Origin of the sequence: Demequina sediminis (genome assembly GCF_030296675.1) — a bacterium.
In the GTDB taxonomy this organism is placed as follows: Bacteria; Actinomycetota; Actinomycetes; order Actinomycetales; family Demequinaceae; genus Demequina; species Demequina sediminis.
In genome coordinates this window covers 475,362-488,528 of sequence record NZ_AP027736.1, presented here as the reverse complement: position 1 = coordinate 488,528, position 13,167 = coordinate 475,362, and the positions used below count along the sequence as shown (strand labels likewise).

Sequence of the window (13,167 nt, the reverse complement as noted above, 5' to 3'; positions counted from 1 at the left end):
GCCCGCACAGCTGGCATGACGGCGTGCCCGTACCCGAGATTCCAGCGCTGACGCCCGCGCGCCGCAAGGTGTTGGCCTTTGTGCTGAGGGTCGCGGTAGCCGCCGCGGTGGTGTGGATCGTGAGCGGGTTGATCGGCCGCATCGACTGGCGCGCGGATGCTCCTCTCAACGACGAGGAGGACTGAGCTCTTCGAGGGCTTCACGCGCGTGGCGATGCGGGCGCGATCGTCACCCTCACCGCGAACGCCGGCACGCTCCACGCGCAGCTCGACGCGCCCTGCCTCAACGTCGAGGACGTGCTCGACGGCTCGCACCTCGAGGACGCCGCGTACTCCGTCGCCCGCGAGTACGGGTGGGAGCGCATCTTCGCCTCGGTCCCCTGGGCGTCCGACGACGAGGCCCCCGCACGATGGGTGCTGCGCCGTTCCGACGGCGCCTTGCCCGCGGAGCGAGACCTCCGCGTGCTCGCGCGCGCCATCGCCACGTGCCTGGGTGTGCCCGCCCGGTACAGCTATTGCGAGCGGCTCATGCTCACCGAGGACGTGTTCTACCCCTCCGCCGACCACGCGCGGGCATGACAGCAACCTTGCTCTGCGTGGGCCCTGCCGGACTCGAACCGACGACACCTGCGGTGTAAACGCAGTGCTCTAACCAACTGAGCTAAGGGCCCGCGGACCATTGTGGCAGGACGATGCCGTGGTCGGGTTCAGGCGCGGCGTCGTAGGGCTACCGCAGCGTCGCGATGAGCAGCGCGCCCGCGCCGGCGAGCGCCCAGCTGACCAGGCTTCCCACCAGGAACTCCTCGGCGGCGGAGCCCCGTGCCCTGTCGCCCGAGATCTCGGGGAAGCGGCCGATTCCCTTGGCCGCCATGAGGCCCACGATCACGCCCTCCGCACCTACGAGCGCAAGCGCGACGATCAGCCATCGCTCGAGCGGCCCGATGAACCGGCCACCGCGCAGCCGCGACGGGTCGGCCGGCGGGTCGCCCGGCTCGTCGGACTCTTCAGGGGCCGCCCGCGCGCGCCGGATCACGTCGCGGCACACGTCATTGGCCCCGTGGGCGAGGAAGGCGGCCACCGCGACGGTGGCGACGATTGCCGCCGCACGGTCCGGCCCGTCGCCCGCCAGGAGCAGGACCGCGGTGCCCGCGAGGAGGACGCCCGCCGCGGCATCGGCCCCTACCGAGGTGCGCACCGCGACCCACAGCGCGGCGCCCAGGGAGGCGCCTGCCGCCCACCACGGGGCCACGTCGCCCAGGATCACGCCGCTCGCGAGCACGGCGGCGAGCCACGCTGCGACGGCGAGCGCACGTGCTCCCCCGCGCAACTGCCACATCGCGAGGTCAACCCCCGCGACCATGGCGACCAGCATCGCGGCGGCCATCAGGCGGTCCCGGCCCGCGCCTCGAGAGCCGCAAGCGCCTCGCGCAGCGCGACCGCGCCGGAGCGGTGAGCGTTCTGCGACACGGCGGCCTGCGTGATCGACTCGCGCGTCGCGATCGCCGCCTGCGGCTCACCCTCGAGCAAGGCGGCGGCGATCCTGCGCTCGCGCGCCTTCATGCGCGCGAGCACGTGGTCGCGAAGGAGCAGGACGGCGGAGGCCATGGGACCATCCTGCCCGTCGCCTCCGACACACCAGGCGCGAACCGCGGACTCCCCCGCATCCTCGCGGCGGTGCGCCTCGTCGATCGCCTCGCGCGCACGCCACCACGCGGAGCCGTCCGAGATGTCGCCCTCGACCTCGACCACCTCGCCCAAACCGATCCCGGAGCGCACCTCGAGTCCATCGGGGAGCACGAGTGCGGCGAGAGTCGTGACGCGCAGCGCATCGGCGAGCGTGCGGTAGACGCCCTGGAACTCGTCTCCCACCGTCGCCGCGAGCGGGCGGACGGCGTGGGCATCGCGCTCGGCCCGCGCGAAGGCCTCGAGCACCTGGGACTGCGCCAAGGCGCGATCGGGAAGCGCGCGCGAGCGCACGATGTCGACGATGACCGCGGCGACGTGTTCCATGAGCCCACACTAACGCTTATAAGCGAGAGATATAAGTGTTTTCGCGGATCTGGTTCCGCGCGGGTCGCCGCGGCCCTCGCACGTCAGCCCAGCAGCGTCTCCACGGCTCCGCGGTACTCGGCGACGTCGCGCGCCTCACCCTCCGGGTTGACGATCGCCCATCGCACCACGCCCTCAGCGTCGACGAGGAAGCTGCCCCGCGTCGCGAGGCCCTTGCGCGCATTGAAGACGCCGAAGTGGCGCGACACGTCTCCGTGCGGCCAGAAGTCGGACAACAGGTCCGCCTTGTAGCTGTGGGTGTCGGCCCACGCCTTGAGCGTGTAGACCGAGTCGCAGCTCACCACGATCACCTTGAAGCCATCGCGGTTCAGGAGGTCATCGGCCGCGCGCAGGTCGATGAGCTCGTTGGTGCACGTGTCGGAGAACGCAAACGGCACGAACACCAGCAGATACGCCGTGCCGAGCAGCGACTCGGACGTCACCGTCCTGCCGTGGGTGTCGGTCATCTGGAAGGCGGGCGCGGGCCTGCCGACCATGGGGTGGGTCACTTGCTGCGACCCTTCTCCACCAAATGCGTGGCGGTCCAGCCGCCACCAATCACAAACGTCGAGGTCGCGTGCAGGCCGGCGACCGATGCGCCCTCCTGCACCTCGCGCGGCTGCACGTGACCGGGCTGGCCGGCCTTGGGCGTGCACACCCACACGGACGCGCCGTCGTCGAGCAGGCTCTGTGCGTCCATCAAGAGGTCGGCAAGATCGTCGTCGCCGTCCCTGAACCACACGAGCGTGCCGTCGGTGACGTCGCCGTAGTCCTCGTCCACCAGCGCTTCGCCGGTCGCCTCCTCGAACGCGGCGCGGAAGTCCGCGTCCGTGTCCGTGTCGTAGCCAAACTCCTGGATGATCTGCCCGGGCTTCAGCCCAAGCCTCGCGATGACATTGTCAACCGCTGCCTTCGCGTCCTCCTGTGTCGCCACGTCGGCGGAACCCCCTTCGTACGGTTCTGCTCGCACCAACGCGAGCCTCGCGTCCACAGTAGAGGCACGGCGCGTGACGGTGCAATCGGCCACGGTCCCAGGCTGGCGTGACATTCCCGAAACTTGTGGGAACAATGTGGGGGATGGCGGCTTACCCGCCGCGCGAACTCCCACCCACTGGCGCGCCACCGCGCGCCCGAGAGGAAGGTCCCCCTGTGGCACATCACGGCGAGGTTGACAAGGACCCAGGCGAGACGCAGGAGTGGCTCGAGTCGCTCGACGGCCTCATCGATGCGGGCGGGGAAAGCCGCGCAGAGTACATCGTGGACCAGCTCGTGGAGCACGCGGCCAAGAAGCAGTTGAGCGTCCCGCTCAGCCTGAACACGCCGTACGTCAACACCATTCACGCCGACGACGAGCCCGACTTCCCCGGCGACGAGGAGATCGAGCGCCGCTACCGCGGCTGGATCCGCTGGAACGCCGCCGTCATGGTGACGCGCGCGCAGGCGGGCGGCAAGGGCGTGGGCGGACACATCTCCTCGTACGCCTCCGTGGCGACCCTGTATGAGGTGGGCCTCAACCACTTCTTCCGCGGCAAGGACCACCCCGGCGGCGGCGACCAGGTCTACTACCAGGGCCACGCCGCGCCCGGCGTATACGCCCGTGGCTATGTCGAGGGCCGCTTCAGCGAGGAGGACCTCGACTCGTTCCGCCAGGAGAAGTCCGGCCTCGGCCGCGGCCTGTCCTCGTACCCGCACCCGCGTCTCATGCCCGACCTGTGGGAGTTCCCCACCGTGTCCATGGGACTCGGCCCGGCATCGGCCATCTACCAGGCCTGGACCAACCGCTACCTGCACCTGCGAGGCATCAAGGACACCTCACAGCAGCACGTGTGGGCGTTCCTCGGCGACGGCGAGATGGACGAGCCCGAGAGCCGCGGCATGCTCCAGCTCGCCGCGAACCAGCAGCTCGACAACCTCACGTTCGTGGTCAACTGCAACCTGCAGCGCCTCGACGGACCGGTGCGCGGCAACGGCAAGATCATCCAGGAGCTGGAGGCGTTCTTCCGCGGCGCCGGCTGGAACGTGCTCAAGGTCGTGTGGGGCCGCAACTGGGACCCGCTGCTCGCCCGCGATGAGGACGGCGCTCTCGTCAACCTCATGAACACCGTGCCGGACGGCGACTTCCAGACCTTCCGCGCCGAGTCCGGAGCGTTCATCCGCGACCAGTTCTTTGGCGGCGACCCGCGCGCCAAGGAGCTCGTCAAGGACATGACCGACGACGAGATCTGGGCGCTCAAGCGCGGCGGACACGACTACCGCAAGCTGTACGCCGCGTACGCTCGCGCCACCACCCAGAAGAACGGCAAGCCGACGGTCATCCTCGCGAAGACCATCAAGGGCTACGGACTGGGTGCCAACTTCGCGGCGCGCAACTCGACGCACCAGATGAAGAAGCTCGCGGCGGCCGACCTCAAGGTGCTGCGCGACACCTTCGACATCCCGTTCACCGACGAGCAGCTCGAGGCCGACCCGTACCACCCGCCGTACTACCACCCCGGCTTCGACGACCCGGCCATTCAGTACATGCTGAAGCGTCGCCAGGAGCTCGGCGGCTTCGTGCCCGAGCGTCGCGACAACCGCAAGGAGATCAGCCTCCCCGGCGACAAGGCATACGAGCTGCTCGCCAAGGGATCGGGCAAGCAGGAGGTCGCCACCACGATGGCCTTCGTGCGCCTGTTCAAGGACCTGGTGCGCGACAAGGAGTTCGGCCACCGGCTGGTGCCGATCATCCCCGATGAGGCGCGCACGTTCGGCCTCGACGCGATCTTCCCGAGCGCCAGGATCTTCAACACGCAGGGACAGAACTACCTGCCGGTCGACCGCGAGCTCATGCTCTCCTACAAGGAGTCCGAGTCGGGCCAGATCATGCACACGGGAATCAACGAGGCCGGATCCGCTGCCGCGTTCCAGGCCGTCGGCACGTCGTATGCGACGCACGGCGAGCCCCTGGTGCCGTTCTACATCTTCTACTCGATGTTCGGCTTCCAGCGCACCGGCGACCAGTTTTGGGCGGCGGGCGACCAGCTCACGCGCGGCTTCATCGTGGGTGCGACCGCAGGCCGCACGACGCTGGCCGGCGAGGGTCTCCAGCACGGCGACGGCCACTCGCCGCTGATCGCGGGCACCAACACCGCGGTGGTCCAGTACGACCCCGCGTACGGCTACGAGATCAGGCACATCGTCAAGGACGCGCTCGAGCGCTGGTACGGACCGGACTCGGGACGCGACCGGAACGTCATGTACTACCTCACGGTCTACAACGAGCCGATCGTCCAGCCGGCCGAGCCCGAGGACGTGGACGTCGAGGGAATCCTCAAGGGCATCCACCGCGTCTCTGCCGCTCCCGAGGGCCACGGCCCGGAGGCGCAGATCCTCGCCTCCGGCGTCGGAGTGCCGTGGGCCTATGAGGCTCAGGCGCTGTTGCTGCGCGACTACGGAGTCCGGGCCGCCATCTGGTCCGTGACCTCGTGGAACGAGCTACGTCGCGAGGCACTCGCGTGCGAGGAGGCTAACTTCCTCCGCCCCGAGGAGGGCTTCCGCACGCCGTACCTCACGCAGAAGCTGCAGGGAGCAGCGGGACCGTTCGTCGCGACCTCGGACTACGACCACCTGGTGGCCGACCAGATCCGGGCGTGGGTCCCCGGCGACTACGCGACGCTCGGTGCGGACGGCTTCGGCTTCTCCGACACCCGCGCCGCTGCGCGCCGTTTCTTCCACATCGACGGCCCCTCGACCGCGGTGCGCGTGCTCCAGCTGCTCGAGCGCCGTGGTGAGGTCCAGCCCGGCACGTTCGCCGAGGCGATCCGTCGCTACGAACTCCACGACGTCCGCAAGGGCACGTCGGGCAACGCGGGCGGCGACGCCTGAGCCGCGCATTCGATCACGGCTCAGGGCCGGGATCCTCGCCTTCGGGTGGGGTCCCGGCCCTTCGTCGTGGTTGACGTGCAAGGCCTGGCGCGGCTCCGCCACACGCCGAGCGCGCCAGCCGCGGCCCCCACCCCACGGCTCCGCCACACGCCGAATGCACAGTGGGGCACTCATGGTCGCTTCTGGCAGGTTGAGGCGCGCCATGGGACACCCATGGTCGATTGCGTGTGGCGGAGCCGCGAGACAGCGTTCGTGTGGCGGAGCCGCGAGACAGCGTTCGTGTGGCGGAGCCGCGAGAGCACGCGCGTGTGGCGGAGCCGCGAGAGTCCACCCGTGTGGCGGAGCCGCGAGAGTCCACCCACCCCGCCCTCATGTCGGATTCCACCAACCGCGCCCGCCTCACCGCACCGCCGCCACACCCGAGCCACCGTCTCGCCCAGGGCACCGATTGTGCTCTCCCTACAATCGCGCACTAGCCTGAGTGAATGGTCACCCCCGAGATGCGCGCCGAGACCCTCCGCCGCCTCCGGGCCGGCACCGGCCGCCTCGCCACGATCGCACTGAAGACCCTCGACTCCGAGTACCCATGGTTCAGGGAGCTGCCCGCGCAGGAGCGCTCGTGGGTGGGCACGGTGGCGCAGGCGGGCATCGCGTCGTTCGTCACGTACTTCGCCGATACCTCCGCCGGCCACCGCGGCGCCCTCGAGATGTTCGCGTCCGCTCCTCCCGAGCTCACCCGCTCGATCTCGCTCCAGCACACGCTGACGATCGTGCGCACCTTCGTCGCGATCGTCGAGAACCACTCCGACGAGTTCGCCGCCCCCGGAGCCGAGGCCCACCTGCGCGAGTCGATCCTGAGGTACTCGCGCGAGATCGCCTTCTCCGCCGCCGAGGTCTACGCGCGTGCCGCGGAGTCACGCGGCGCGTGGGACGCCCGGCTCGAGGCGCTCGTGGTCGATGCGCTGGTGCGCGGGCAGGTCGACGACGATCTCCTCGCGCGCCGCCGCGCTCGGCTGGAAGCCCGGCCCCACGCTTGTCATGGTCGGACGCACGGAAGGCCCGCTGGGCGAGGTCCAGTCTGCGGAGTTGCGGCGCACGATCCGCCGCGCGGCGCACGGAGCGCTCGCCGGCATCCACGGCGAGGACCTGGTGGTAATCGCCCGTTCCGATTCCGCGCTCGACGAGGTCACCAAGGCGCTGCTGCCCACCTTCGGCAGCGGCCCGGTCGTCGTCGGTCCGCCGGCGATCACGCTCGTCGAGGTGGCCCGCTCCACGCGCGCCGCGATCAACGGCGCGAGCGCAGCCCCCGCGTGGGCCCTCGCCCCGCGCCCGGTCAACGCGGACGACCTCCTCCCCGAACGCGTGCTGATTGGCGACTCCTCGGCGGCCGAGCGCCTCATCGCCGTCGCCTACGACCCCATCGCCTCGGCAGGAGGCTCGCTCAAGGAGACGGTCGCGACGTTTCTGGACTGCGGCCGCTCGCTCGAACTCGCGAGCCGCACCATGTTCGTCCACGCCAACACCGTGCGCTACCGGCTGCGCAAGGTCGCGGACCTCACAGGTTGGGACGTGCTCTCCACGCGCGACGCCCACGTCCTCGAGACCGCGTTCGCGCTCGGCAGGCTGCGCGACGCGGCCGCGCTGTCTTTGTAGGAAACCAACAAGAACTCGGGCCCGAATCGGTACCAGGATGCCGGTAGGGGTTCCACCATGTGAGGCAGGCTATAACCCGTGATTGCCATTCTCTGCCCGGGACAGGGCGCGCAGACCCCGGGATGCTCGCTCCGTGGCTCGACATCCCCGCCGTCGCTGAGCGTCTTGGCGCGCTGTCGGAGGCGGCCGGCATCGACATCGTCGGTCACGGCACCACCTCGGACGCGGACACGATTCGCGACACCGCGATCGCTCAGCCGTTGCTGGTCGCGACCGCGATCGCGACCGGCCGTGAGCTGCTCGGCGACGCGGTCCCCGCCCTCGCCGCGGGTCACTCCGTGGGCGAGCTGGGCGCCGCCGCCCTCGCGGGCGTCTTCACGGACCGCGAGGCGATGTCCCTGGTCGCGGTGCGCGGCGCGGCGATGGCCCGCGCGGCGGCCGCGAGCGAGCCCACGTCGATGGCGGCGGTTCTGGGCGGCGACCCCGAGGAAGTCGCGGCCGCGCTCGCCCAGCGAGGCCTCACGGCTGCGAACGTCAACGGCGGCGGCCAGGTGGTCGCCGCGGGTGCCAAGGACGCGATCGTCGCGCTCGTCGCGGAGCCGCCCGCCCGCGTGCGCGTCATCGAGCTCCAGGTGGCGGGCGCCTTCCACACGACGTACATGGCTCCCGCGGTCGCGGACCTCGAGGCGGCCGCTGCGGCCGTCTCCCCGCCGCCCCAGGCGGCATCCTGCTCTCCAACGCCGACGGCGCCCAGGTGACGGACGGCGCCGATGCCCTCGCGCGCATCGTCCGCCAGGTCGCTAACCCCGTGCGATGGGACCTGTGCATGGAGACGATGCTCGAGCTGGGTGTGACCGGTATCGTCGAGCTCGCGCCCGGTGGCGTCCTCACCGGGCTTGCCAAGCGTGCGATGAAGGGAATCCCCTCCGTCGCGCTGAAGTCCCCCGACGACCTGGCCGCCGCGCGCGACCTCCTGGAGGCCTGATGACCACGCTCACCGTTCGCCGCGGTCCCGAGTTCACGCGCATCCTCGGCCTGGGCGTCGCCCGGGGCGAGAACGCGGTGCCGAACGAGGACCTCATCGAGCCGATCAACTCGTCGGACGAGTGGATCCGCAAGATGACCGGAATCGTCACGCGCGTGCGCGCCAACCGCGACACGTCCGTGATCGACCTGTCCGAGCGCGCGGCGCTCGGCGCGATCGCACAGGCGGGAATCGACCCGTCCGAGATCGACGCGGTCATCCTGTCGACCATCTCGTTCCCGCACATCACGCCGGGCGGCGCGCCCGTGCTGGCCGAGCGCCTGGGCGCGACCCCCGCGGCCGCCTACGACATCTCCGCGGCATGCGCGGGCTATTGCTACGGCATCGGTCAGGCCGATGCCCTGGTCAGGTCGGGCGCGGCCCGCAACGTCCTCGTCGTGGGGGCCGAGAAGCTGAGCGACTTCGTCGACCCCGAGGACCGGTCGATCTCCTACCTGCTGGGCGATGCCGCCGGTGCGGTCGTGATCGGCGCCTCCGACACCGCGGGAATCGGCCCCACCGTGTGGGGATCGGACGGCGGCGGCGCAGAGCTCATCCGTCAGACGTCCTCGTGGCTCGACATCCGCGACAACCGCGACCTGCCCTTCCCGACCCTGCGTCAGGAGGGTCCCAGCGTGTTCAAGTGGGCCTCGTTCAAGATGGCCCCGGTCGCGCTCCAGGCCATCGAGGCGGCCGGGGTCACCCCGGAGGACATTCAGGCCTTCATCCCTCACCAGGCCAACACCAGGATCATCGACCAACTCGTCAAGCAGATCGGGCTGCCCGCGCACGTCGCGGTCGGCAAGGACATCGTGGATTCCGGCAATACGTCGGCCGCGTCGATCCCGCTCGCGACCGAGCGCCTGCTGCGCGACGGCGATGCGAAGTCGGGAGACCTCGCGCTGCAGATCGGGTTCGGCGCCGGACTCGTGTACGCCGCGCAGGTGGTGGTCCTGCCCTGACGCGGGGCCCCGCGTAGAGTTTCCAAGCGTTCGCAACGAACACGGCGCCCCGGCGCCGCATCACCCACAAAGGAGCAGCACATGGCACTGTCCAACGACGAGGTCCTCGCCGGCCTGGCCGAGATCGTCTCCGAGGAGACGGACATCGACACCGCCGAGGTGACCGCAGACAAGTCCTTCACCGACGACCTCGACATCGACTCGCTGTCGATGATGACGATCGTCACCCTCGCGGAGGAGAAGTTCGACGTCCGCATCCCCGACGAGAAGGTCAAGGACCTCGTGACCGTCGGCGACGCCGTCGACTACATCACGGCCGCACAGGCCTAACCCTCCCTTCCCGATCCCTCCCCATCCCTCCTCACCCCACGGAGCCACGCCCATGAACGTCGTTGTCACCGGACTCGGCACCACCTCGCCCCTTGGCGGGGACGTCGCGAGCACGTGGGAGGGCGCCCTCGCGGGCCGCTCCGGCGTGCGCACGCTCGACAACGACTGGGCGGAGCTCTACGGCGTGCCCGTGACCTTCGCCGGTCAGCTCGCCGTGCGGCCCGAGGAGGTGCTCTCGCGCCCCGAGACCAAGCGCATGGACCCGTCCGCGCAGATGGCGCTCGTCGCCGCGCGCGAGGCGTGGGCCGATGCCGGGTTGCCCGAGGTCGAGCCGGAGCGCCTGGGGAGCGTGGTGTCGTCGGGCATCGGCGGCGTGTGGACGCTGCTCACGGCGTGGGACACGGTGAAGGAGCGGGGCGCCTCGCGCGTCCTGCCCCTCACCGTGCCCATGCTGATGCCCAACTCCCCCACCGCCTACATCTCCCTCGAGTTCAAGGCGCGTGCGGGCGCACACGCGCCCGTGTCGGCCTGCGCGTCGGGCGCCGAGGCGATCGGCATGGGCTTCGAGATGATCCAGTCCGGCCGGGCCGATGTCGTGATCTGCGGAGGCACCGAGGCCGCGATCCACCCGCTGCCGATCTCGGCCTTCGCCGCGATGCAGGCGCTGTCCAAGCGCAACGACGACCCCGCGGGTGCGTCGCGCCCGTACGACGTCAGCCGCGACGGCTTCGTGCTCGGCGAGGGCGCCGGAGTCGTCATCCTCGAGTCCGAGGAGTACGCGCTCGCGCGCGGCGCGCGCATCCACGCTCGTCTGCTGGGTCTCGGCATGACGGGCGACGCCCACCACATCGCGGCACCCGAGCCCAATGGCGCGGGTCAGACGCGCGCGATGGAGCTCGCGCTCGAGCGCGCGGGCCTGTCCACCGCGGACGTCGTCCACGTCAACGCCCACGCCACGTCGACCCCGGTGGGCGACATGATCGAGGCGCGCGGCATCCGCGCGCTACTGGGCGCCCACGCGGACCAGGTGCTGCTCTCCGCGACCAAGTCGATGACCGGTCACCTGCTCGGTGGCGCGGGGGCGCTCGAGTCGGTCTTCACGATCAAGGCCCTCGAGACGCGCACGGCTCCCCCGACCATCAACGTCACGGAGCCGGACCCGGAGCTCGAGGTGGACCTGGTCCGCGACACGCCGCGCGCCCTTCCCGAGGGTCAGATCGCGGCGATCAACAACTCGTTCGGATTCGGCGGGCACAACGTGGCGCTCGTGTTCGGCACGGCCTAACCGAGGCCCTTCCCCCGCGCCGGCCGGCATTCGATCACGGGATGCCGGCCTCCAGGCGGGCGAGCGCGCGGTCGACGACCTCGGAGACCGGCTCATTCGAGTGCTGTGCCCACCACACGGAGGCGGACAGGATCGCCCCGGTCGCGGCCTGTCCCGCGACATGAGCGTCGAGGCCGCCCTCCTCGAGGCCATCCGCGCGCGCGAGGTGGCGGGCCAGGCGGTCCGTGATGTCCACGAGCCCGAGCATCCCCGCCGCGAACACCTCGGGCGACTCCCCGATGATGCGCAGGCGCACGCGCGCGGCCTCCTCGGCCACGGCATCGGGCGCAAGTACCTCGCGCATCGCGGCGCGCAGGCCGGTCATGCCCGGCTGGGCCGAGTCGCGCGTGAGCGCCTCGTCGAGCCGCCGGTAGGTCGCGAAGAACTCGTGCCAGACCAGGTCCGCCTTGTTCGCGAAGTGGCGGAACAGGGTCCTGCGGGAGACGCCGGTGCGGGCGGCGACGTCGTCCATCGACACCGCCGCATAGCCGTGCTCATGGAACAGCGCGACCGCCGCCTTCCCAATCTCGACGGGATCGGCAATCTGAGGTCGGCCGGGGCGCCTGTGGTCGTTCACCCTCTCACCCTAGCGCGCACCGGTTCCAGGCGAGACGTTCAACCGACGCGGTGAAGCCAGCGCACCGGCGCGCCATGGCCCGCGTAGCGGAACGGCTCGAGCTCCTCGTCCCACGCGGTGCCCAGCGCGAGGTCCATCGCGCGCTTGAAGTCCGACACCGTGGAGCCCGCCTCGAGTGCCGCGCGGATGCGGTCCTCGGGCACCACGATGTTGCCGTGGACGTCGATCACGGCGTGGAAGATGCCCAGCGAGGGCGTGTGCGACCACCGCCCGCCGTCCGAGCCGAACGACGCCTCCTCGGTGACCTCGTACCGCACGTGCTCCCAGCCACGCAGGGCGGACGCGAGGCGCGCGCCGGTCCCCTGCTGGCCCTGCCACGAGAGTTCGGCGCGCAACAGACCGGTGCCTGCCGGCTGGTCGGTCCACTCGAGCGTGGCGCGCGAACCGAGCACTCCCTGCGCCGCCCACTCGATGTGCGGAGACATCGCGCGGGTGGCGGAGTGCACGAAAAGAACACCACGGGTGATGGCGGCCATGACTCTTCCTTCCTGAGAGGTGCGTCTTCCCCTACGACCTCGAAGGAACCCCACGGCTGCACCGGGTGTAGTCCGATCATGCCTCACGCGGGGCGGATGGTCCAGCGCGCGTGACCGCGAGTCGCGTCAGTCGGCCTGCTCGAGGGACTCGCGGAGCTCGCGCATGGCCTTCTTGCGCACGTCTCGCTTGAGCCGATCGAGGTAGAGCTTGCCGTCGAGGTGGTCGACCTCGTGGTTGATGAGGCGGGCCCAGATCTCCTCGCCCTCGACCTCGACCTTGTCGCCGTTGAGGTCGGTGCCCACGGCACGCGCATAGGCCGCCCGCTCGCACGGGTACCAGAGGCCGGGGACCGAGAGACAGCCCTCCTCGCCGATCTCCTGGAACTCGTCGCTCACCTCGACGATCTCGGGATTGATGATGTAGCCGATGTCCCCGTCGATGTTCCACGAGAACGCCCTCAGCGACACACCGATTTGATTGGCGGCGAGTCCCGCGCGACCGTCGTGATCGACCGTCTCAACAAGGTCCTCGATCAGTTGCCGCACGCGGTCGTCGATCTCGCCGATCGGTTCACAAGGGGTGCGGAGGACCGGGTCCCCAATCACTCGAATGTCGCGCATTGCCATGCGCGTATTCTTCCACGGCCGCGAGGGGGCGTATCGTCGGCTTATGACGCTCGAGACCGCGAGACTCCTGCTACGGCCGTTCGCTCGTGAGGACGCCGGGGACGTCCACGTCTATGCGTCGGACCCCGCCGTGTGCCGCTTCACGGACTGGGGCCCCAACAGCCTCGAGGACACCCAGGGCTGGCTCGAGGAGGCCGTCGCGGCGGGGGTTCCCTCCCACTG

Annotated in this window: 15 protein-coding genes, 1 tRNA gene and 2 pseudogenes; 9 read left to right on the top strand and 9 right to left on the bottom strand. The window is 70.4% G+C overall.

Going from position 1 to position 13,167, the window contains the following annotated elements:
* The first annotated feature begins 23 nt into the window (after positions 1-23).
* Both QUE44_RS02570 and QUE44_RS02565 read left to right on the top strand, forming a co-directional pair.
* The gene (locus tag QUE44_RS02570) at positions 24-185 is read left to right on the top strand and encodes a hypothetical protein (RefSeq protein ID WP_286215711.1); all 162 of its coding nucleotides are present in this window, start codon (positions 24-26) and stop codon (positions 183-185) included.
* 111 nt (positions 186-296) lie between these two features.
* The gene (locus QUE44_RS02565; protein WP_286215710.1) at positions 297-578 is read left to right on the top strand and encodes a hypothetical protein; all 282 of its coding nucleotides are present in this window, start codon (positions 297-299) and stop codon (positions 576-578) included.
* 18 nt (positions 579-596) lie between these two features.
* On the opposite strand, the gene QUE44_RS02560 is transcribed toward QUE44_RS02565, so the two are convergent.
* From QUE44_RS02560 to QUE44_RS02540, 5 genes are all read right to left on the bottom strand, one after another.
* Positions 597-670 (bottom strand) — tRNA-Val (locus QUE44_RS02560).
* 56 nt (positions 671-726) lie between these two features.
* On the bottom strand, positions 727-1,383 hold the full coding sequence (locus QUE44_RS02555; protein WP_286215709.1) for a hypothetical protein: 657 nt from the start codon (positions 1,381-1,383) through the stop codon (positions 727-729).
* Entirely contained in the window at positions 1,383-2,009 is a 627-nt protein-coding gene (locus QUE44_RS02550; RefSeq protein ID WP_286215708.1) for a SatD family protein, read from the bottom strand. The genes QUE44_RS02555 and QUE44_RS02550 overlap by 1 nt, the downstream gene beginning before the upstream one ends.
* Positions 2,010-2,092: 83 nt before the next feature.
* Positions 2,093-2,557 carry a redoxin domain-containing protein gene (locus QUE44_RS02545; protein WP_286215707.1) on the bottom strand — a complete coding sequence of 155 codons (465 nt, stop codon included), beginning with the start codon at positions 2,555-2,557 and terminating at the stop codon, positions 2,093-2,095.
* Complete coding sequence (locus QUE44_RS02540) at positions 2,554-2,982, bottom strand: DUF3052 domain-containing protein (protein ID WP_286215706.1); 429 nt, start codon at positions 2,980-2,982, stop codon at positions 2,554-2,556. Before QUE44_RS02540 ends, QUE44_RS02545 begins: the two co-directional genes overlap by 4 nt.
* A 215-nt stretch (positions 2,983-3,197) precedes the next feature.
* On the opposite strand from QUE44_RS02540, the gene aceE reads away from it, so the two are divergent.
* Positions 3,198-5,912, top strand: coding sequence for a pyruvate dehydrogenase (acetyl-transferring), homodimeric type (gene aceE, locus QUE44_RS02535; RefSeq protein ID WP_286215705.1), 2,715 nt, complete (start codon positions 3,198-3,200; stop codon positions 5,910-5,912).
* Between the two features lie 914 nt (positions 5,913-6,826).
* Here aceE and QUE44_RS02530 read toward each other — a convergent pair.
* The gene (locus QUE44_RS02530) at positions 6,827-6,952 is read right to left on the bottom strand and encodes a hypothetical protein (protein ID WP_286215704.1); all 126 of its coding nucleotides are present in this window, start codon (positions 6,950-6,952) and stop codon (positions 6,827-6,829) included.
* Between QUE44_RS02530 and QUE44_RS02525 the strand changes: the two genes are divergently transcribed.
* From QUE44_RS02525 to QUE44_RS02505, 5 genes and pseudogenes are all read left to right on the top strand, one after another.
* Positions 6,951-7,565: a PucR family transcriptional regulator gene (locus tag QUE44_RS02525; RefSeq protein WP_286215702.1), complete on the top strand. Its 615-nt coding sequence runs from the start codon at positions 6,951-6,953 to the stop codon at positions 7,563-7,565. The two genes, QUE44_RS02530 and QUE44_RS02525, sit on opposite strands and share 2 nt — an antisense overlap.
* A gap of 78 nt (positions 7,566-7,643) precedes the next feature.
* A pseudogene (locus tag QUE44_RS02520) lies at positions 7,644-8,550 on the top strand (ACP S-malonyltransferase).
* The gene (locus QUE44_RS02515; RefSeq protein WP_286215701.1) at positions 8,550-9,551 is read left to right on the top strand and encodes a beta-ketoacyl-ACP synthase III; all 1,002 of its coding nucleotides are present in this window, start codon (positions 8,550-8,552) and stop codon (positions 9,549-9,551) included. Before QUE44_RS02520 ends, QUE44_RS02515 begins: the two are co-directional and overlap by 1 nt.
* Positions 9,552-9,632: 81 nt before the next feature.
* Complete coding sequence (locus tag QUE44_RS02510; protein ID WP_286215700.1) at positions 9,633-9,881, top strand: acyl carrier protein; 249 nt, start codon at positions 9,633-9,635, stop codon at positions 9,879-9,881.
* Positions 9,882-9,933: 52 nt separating this feature from the next.
* A complete protein-coding gene (locus tag QUE44_RS02505; protein ID WP_286215698.1) occupies positions 9,934-11,166 on the top strand; it encodes a beta-ketoacyl-[acyl-carrier-protein] synthase family protein in 1,233 nt (410 codons plus the stop codon).
* A gap of 34 nt (positions 11,167-11,200) precedes the next feature.
* Here QUE44_RS02505 and QUE44_RS02500 read toward each other — a convergent pair whose 3' ends face one another.
* The 3 genes from QUE44_RS02500 to def form a co-directional block, all read right to left on the bottom strand.
* Positions 11,201-11,782 (bottom strand): TetR/AcrR family transcriptional regulator, encoded by a 582-nt coding sequence (locus QUE44_RS02500; RefSeq protein WP_286215696.1) that lies wholly within the window; start codon positions 11,780-11,782, stop codon positions 11,201-11,203.
* Between the two features lie 38 nt (positions 11,783-11,820).
* Entirely contained in the window at positions 11,821-12,318 is a 498-nt protein-coding gene (locus tag QUE44_RS02495) for a DUF3145 domain-containing protein (RefSeq protein ID WP_286215694.1), read from the bottom strand.
* 126 nt (positions 12,319-12,444) lie between these two features.
* Entirely contained in the window at positions 12,445-12,945 is a 501-nt protein-coding gene (def, locus tag QUE44_RS02490; protein ID WP_286215693.1) for a peptide deformylase, read from the bottom strand.
* Here def and QUE44_RS13910 point away from each other — a divergent pair.
* Positions 12,929-13,150, top strand: a pseudogene (locus QUE44_RS13910) (GNAT family N-acetyltransferase); the annotation flags it as partial. The gene def and the pseudogene QUE44_RS13910 overlap by 17 nt on opposite strands.
* Positions 13,151-13,167 lie beyond the last annotated feature (17 nt).

What these genes read in the sequence shown, in the direction of transcription:
- QUE44_RS02555 (WP_286215709.1), bottom strand. Translation starts at nt 1,383, where the DNA reads ATGGCCGCCGCGATGCTGGTCGCCATGGTCGCGGGGGTTGACCTCGCG.
- QUE44_RS02550 (WP_286215708.1), bottom strand. Translation starts at nt 2,009, where the DNA reads ATGGAACACGTCGCCGCGGTCATCGTCGACATCGTGCGCTCGCGCGCG.
- QUE44_RS02525 (WP_286215702.1), top strand. Translation starts at nt 6,951, where the DNA reads ATGGTCGGACGCACGGAAGGCCCGCTGGGCGAGGTCCAGTCTGCGGAG.
- QUE44_RS02530 (WP_286215704.1), bottom strand. Translation starts at nt 6,952, where the DNA reads ATGACAAGCGTGGGGCCGGGCTTCCAGCCGAGCGCGGCGGCGCGCGAG.
- QUE44_RS02515 (WP_286215701.1), top strand. Translation starts at nt 8,550, where the DNA reads ATGACCACGCTCACCGTTCGCCGCGGTCCCGAGTTCACGCGCATCCTC.
- QUE44_RS02510 (WP_286215700.1), top strand. Translation starts at nt 9,633, where the DNA reads ATGGCACTGTCCAACGACGAGGTCCTCGCCGGCCTGGCCGAGATCGTC.
- QUE44_RS02505 (WP_286215698.1), top strand. Translation starts at nt 9,934, where the DNA reads ATGAACGTCGTTGTCACCGGACTCGGCACCACCTCGCCCCTTGGCGGG.
- QUE44_RS02495 (WP_286215694.1), bottom strand. Translation starts at nt 12,318, where the DNA reads ATGGCCGCCATCACCCGTGGTGTTCTTTTCGTGCACTCCGCCACCCGC.
- def (WP_286215693.1), bottom strand. Translation starts at nt 12,945, where the DNA reads ATGGCAATGCGCGACATTCGAGTGATTGGGGACCCGGTCCTCCGCACC.